The following is a 5,277-nucleotide window of genomic DNA, read 5'->3' on the forward strand; positions in this document are numbered from 1 at the left end:
TACAGGTCCGCCCGCTCACCGGGCCGGAGTTCGTCGGGGGCCCGGACGCGGCAGCGAGCACGGCGTTCCCCGGCGCGAACGTGCTGCTGCCGCTCGCCGACGCCTTGGGCGTGCCGCCCGTGGTGACCGCGACTCCGCCGCCCGGCGCCTCGACCGCTACGCCGCCCGCGACGACGAGTACCCCGTCACCCACGGCCCCGGCCACTCCGCCCACCGCCTCGACGTCCCCGCCGCCACGACCCGTCATGCACGGCCACCCGGCCGACGGCCCCGGCGTGATGGCGCCTCCGCCCGGCGAGCAGACACCGAAGACCCCGCTCAGGGCCGATTCCGATGAGCGCGTCTCCGACCCGTCCTCGGTCAAGGCGGTCTCGGACGCCCAGAGCCCGGTCACCGGCGAGGCGCGTGGTTCGGACGTGAAGCCGCCGGTCGCCACCGGCGACCCCGAGCCCGCGCCCGGCTCCGAGCCGAAGGTGATCACCACCAGTTCGGACGCCGCCCCGGACGTCAGGCCTCCGGTCATCACCACCGGCCCCGCGCCCGCCCCCGACGTCAAGCCGCCCGTCATCACGACCACCACCGAGACCCCCATCGCCTCCAAGGCGGCCGTTGACGCCCGGCCCTGGACCGAGCCGGCCGCCGATCCGCACCTGGAGTCGGGCCGCGGCGACGGGGACACCACCGCCACCCCTCCGGCCGCGCCGCCCCCGCCCGGACAGATCGTCGTGCCGCCCGCGGACCCGCAACAGAGCCAACCGCCCCGGACGCTGCGGGACACCCTGCCGGAGAACGAGTGGTGGCGGTTCTTCATCGACCCCAAGAATCACGAAGCCGCCCTGGCAGCCTTCCCCGACGACCCCGGGTCCTACTACGACCACGACCGGTCCCCGGGTTTCCAGGCGGGCATGGTCGCGGCGTACACCCGGTTCCTGGGCGATCCCGACACCGTCGCGGCTCCCATGGACTCGGCCGCGTACCAGGCCATGCACGGTCTGGCGACCGGCCATCTCGGCCGTGCGATCGACTGGTCAGGCGACGGGACCACCCAGTTCCCGCTGCGCGGTGACGCGCTCGCTCCCGACATCTTCGACGAGCGCATCGGGGGCCAGGCCCTGGTCTACGACATGACCACGCACAACTGGGCCAACCCGCTGCCCTCGCCCCGGCCGGTCACGATCCTCACCCGCTTCCTGCACAGCGTCCCGTCGCTGGCGACCAACTACAAGAAGGGCGCCGCCGCCGACTTCGTCGACACGTTGTTCCAGCAGCACTACGCCCGCGTCGGCCGACCCGAGGCCGACGACGGAGCCAAGCTCGCCTCCATAGCCCGCACCATCCGGGCGCTGCACGTGGTCCACCCCTTCCAGGACGGCAACCTCCGCACCAACGTCCAGCTCCTGCTGCCCAAACTCCTGCTGGAACAGGGCTTCCGGCCCGTCGTACCCGACGACATGTACGGCCTGTTCCAGGGCGGCCGTTCGGTACCGCAGATGGTCGAGTCCCTGGTCCGCAACGGTGCCCTGCCCACCGGCCGCCCGCACTTGTCCCCGGAACAGGCGGCCACCGCACCGGAGTCGGGGCGCGGCGACGTGGCCACCACCGGGGGAGACAGCCCCACGCCCCCCGAGAGACAACCGGTCGTCACCACCCTGAGCGGCCACGCGGTGCCCTTCGCGCAGCTGCGGCGCTGGGTGCCGGAAGGGTCCCATCAGCCCCGGCCCGGCCGCGCGGTGCAGACGCTGACCATCTCGCAGAGCCCCGCCGAGGACGGTACGGGGCAGAGCGCGGGGCGCCGGGCGCTGCTCGGCCAGGACACCTTCCGCGGCGTGCGCACCGCTTCCTCCGAGGTCCCGGCCCCGGGGGCCACCGAGGCTCCGCCCGCCCCTCGTACGGTGTTCACGGGACCGCCGACCGCGCTCCCCGGCTCCGGAACGGAGCGGGGCGCGGACTACTTCGCGGGGCACGGCACCCCCCGTACCGTCACGCTCGGCACCGATGACGCCGCGCATCCCAGCGTGAAGGTCAGCGGGGTACAGCTCGGAGAGGTGCTCAAATCCTGGGCCGAGGAAGGCGATCAGGACCGGCCGCTGGTGCTGTTCTCCTGCGAGACCGGGCAGCAGCCGCGGATCGCGGGACTGCCCGTGGCCCAGCACGTGGCGAACCGGACCGGGCGCACGGTGTACGCCCCGACCACCGAGGCGGGCACGGCCAAGGACCGGGACGGCAACGTCCGCGCGGTGCTCACCGAGGGACCCGAAGGGCCGGGCCGGTGGCGGCTCTTCACCCCGGAGCCGGGCGGGTCGGACCTGGACGCGCTGGCCCGCGACGCGGGACTGCACACGGGACCGGACCCGGCCGACGCCTTCGCCCGGGCCCGCACCCTGCAGCAGCTCCGCACGCTGCGCGATGTCCTCGGCACCGACGCAGAACAGCAGCCCGGCAATCGGGAGTTGCTCGCCGGACTCGCGTACGTGGACGGCCTGCGCTGGCTCGATCAGGGCACGGCGGCCCGTTACGGCGACGGCCGGATGACCCCGGACCTGCTGCGCCGGATGGTCATCGACCGGCGCCACGGGACGGGTGCGACGACCGGCGGGCCGGAGGCGGGCCCCGCAGCCGCCACGACCACCACCGAGGGGACCTCGGCCGACCCCACACCCGACGACTACCGGGAATTCCTGCGCGCAGCAGCCGAGTTGCGGGCCACCTCGGCGCCCGACACGACGCTCGACGTCCTGCTGCCCCCGCCGCCCCCCGAGCTCCCGCCGACCACCCTGGTCTCGCCGGAAGACGTGACCGGGCTCACCTACGCACCCGCCGCGCGGATCACCTGGTCGCTCTCCACAGCCCCGCTGCCTCTCTCCGACCTGGCCCTGAGCCCAGAGGACACCGCCGTACTCGCCCGTCGCCGACCCGATCTGGCACCCGCGCAGAGCCGACCGGAGAGCCTCGCCGAAAGTCTGACCCTGTTCAGCAAGGACCCGGTGACACCCGGCCCCGCGGACTCCGTGCGCGCGGACGGGCTGGCCTTCCGCCGACTGCACACCCCGGGTGGCGGCAACTGCCTCTTCCGGGCGCTGCTCGACAGCGCGCGCAGCCGGCCCGTACCCCCGGCGTGGGCCGCGCGGGACGTCACCCGGCTGCGCGAGCTGCTGCGCGACCGGCTCACCGGGTCCGAACTCCTCGACACGGCGGCCGAGGCGAACCCCGATCCGGTGCTCGCCGTCGTCGACGACCTGCGGATGACCGCCCTCGCCGGGGTACGGGACCCGGACGCGCAGGGCCGGATCGCCCAGCGCTGGGACGGGATCGCGCAGGCGGTCATCGCCGACGGAGACGGCCGACGGTGGCGGCGGATGCTCCGGGACAGCGGCTACCCGCAGCTCTCCGAGGTGGCCCCGACCCCTGCCGACGCGCGACGGCTCGGCACCGACGGGCTGATCCTCGCGGCGGCGGAACTCCCCGCGCTGTGGGCCTCGCCCTTCGCCGACGTACTCCCGCAGGCGCTGGCGCACACCCTCGACCTCGACCTGCGGCTCGTCCAGTCGGACGCGCGGGCGCCGGGGAGCACCTTCGTCACGCCCCTCAACCCGGGCGGTCGGGGCGAGGCCCTGCACCTGTCCTACAACGGCACCGACCACTTCGACGCCCTGGTCCCCGGCTCGGCGCCCGTCACCCTCACCCCTGCGCCCGCACACCCGCCCGCTCCGGCCACCCAGGATCCGGCCGGCTCCGACGTCTTCGGGGAGTGGCTGCGGAGCATGGGCGGGATCACCGAGCTGGACGCCCCCGATACCCCGGCCCCGGACCGGGGCGATCCCGTGCCGCTGGAGACGCAGCTCGAACGGCACCGCCCCGCGCGGCTGTTGACCGGCGAGAACGCCCGGCCGCCGGGGAGCGCGCCGCGCACCGTCACCTTCGAGGACGGTGGCCGGCTGCCCACCGTCCTGATCAGCCCGGACGCCGATCCGGGCGACGGAGGGCCGGGCTCCCGCACGGCCGCCGCCCCCCGGGCGGGACTCCTGAACGGCATCGGCGTCCTCACCCTCCGCTCGCCCGGGCAGGTGGCCCAGGAGATCCTCGGCAAGCTGCCGGAGAAGCTGCGCGCCCAGTTCGACGAGGCGGAGCTGCTGCGCCTGCTGACCGATCAGCCCGGCGCCTTCGCCGCGCCGCGCGGCGCCCGCCTCGTGGGCCGGGAGAAGTCCGGCGTCGGGCACGAGATGACCGTCGAGGCCATCCCCTATCACCGCTGGGAACGCTTCTCCGACGTCAACGGATCCACGGTCCGGGTGGACACCATGCGGCGCGGCCAGGCCGTGACGGGCGGCGGGCGCAGTGTCGGCGTCGGGCGTCGGGTGGCCGCCGCGGTGGGCATGGGTCCGCCCCTCAACTGGATGCTGAAGATCGGCGTTTCGCTGGGCTGGAGCCGCCGGACCGACTACACCCTGGGCACACAGGCGTACAACCAGTCCGAGTACCGCGCGGTGGACGGCTCGCATCTGCACCTGGACGATGTCCACTACCGGGTGCGGGTGGAGCGCGTCACCGAGGCGCCGAAGACCACCGGGCCGGACGCCACCCCGCCCGAGCCGGCCCTCCGTTGGCAGCGCACCCCCGTGCACAGCGCGACGTTCGCCGTGCGGGACGGGCTGAGCTGGCGGCTGCCGGACGACCTCACCGTGCCGTTCAAGGGGCCGAGACGGGCACCGGAGACGCTCACCTTCCCGGACGGCGTCGAGCCACGGATCAGCGACACCGCCGCCCTGCACCTGACGGACCCGCCCGAGGACGTGGCGCTCGCCATCTCCGGAGCACGCCCCGGGAGCTCGGCGCACCGCACGCTGGTCTCCTACGTCCGGCCGGGACGGCTGCACGGTCTGTTCGGGCGGCTCGCCGGACCGGTCAGCGGGCCCGGGCTGACCCGTGGCAGCGGTCAGCGCCCGCTCGGACACCTGGTCGTCGAGCGGTCGATCCCGCACCGGGCCACCCTGGTCACGGAGTCGGTCAAGGCGGAGGTGCGCGACCTCGCCCAGACCACGTACCAGAACCAGCGCGCCCATGTCCGTGACACCCGTCTCGGAGCCCAGGTCACCTCCGGTCCCAACTTCACCCTGGTCGGCCCGGAGACCGACGTCCGGCTCCAGGGCGGCCCACTGGTCCGCGCGGATCTCGGCACCGGCCGAAGCCACCACCTCGGCAACGACGCGGCCCGCAAGGTCACCGGTCGCGTCCGCAACCATCCGCTCGCGCTCTACCGGGTGGAGCGCACCCTGATGG

1 protein-coding gene and 1 pseudogene are annotated in these 5,277 nt (G+C 74.6%); one reads left to right on the forward strand and one right to left on the reverse strand.

Annotation, left to right across the window (positions count from 1 at the left end; all coding sequences use genetic code 11):
- The coding region (locus CR470_RS40915) for a hypothetical protein (RefSeq protein ID WP_257139031.1) at positions 1-247 on the reverse strand (247 nt) is incomplete at its 3' end.
- On the opposite strand from CR470_RS40915, the pseudogene CR470_RS35480 reads away from it, so the two are divergent.
- Positions 246-5,277, forward strand: a pseudogene (locus tag CR470_RS35480) (hypothetical protein); the annotation flags it as partial. The gene CR470_RS40915 and the pseudogene CR470_RS35480 sit on opposite strands and share 2 nt — an antisense overlap.

It is taken from the genome of Streptomyces sp. rh34 (assembly GCF_002551245.1).
In the GTDB taxonomy this organism is placed as follows: Bacteria; Actinomycetota; Actinomycetes; order Streptomycetales; family Streptomycetaceae; genus Streptomyces.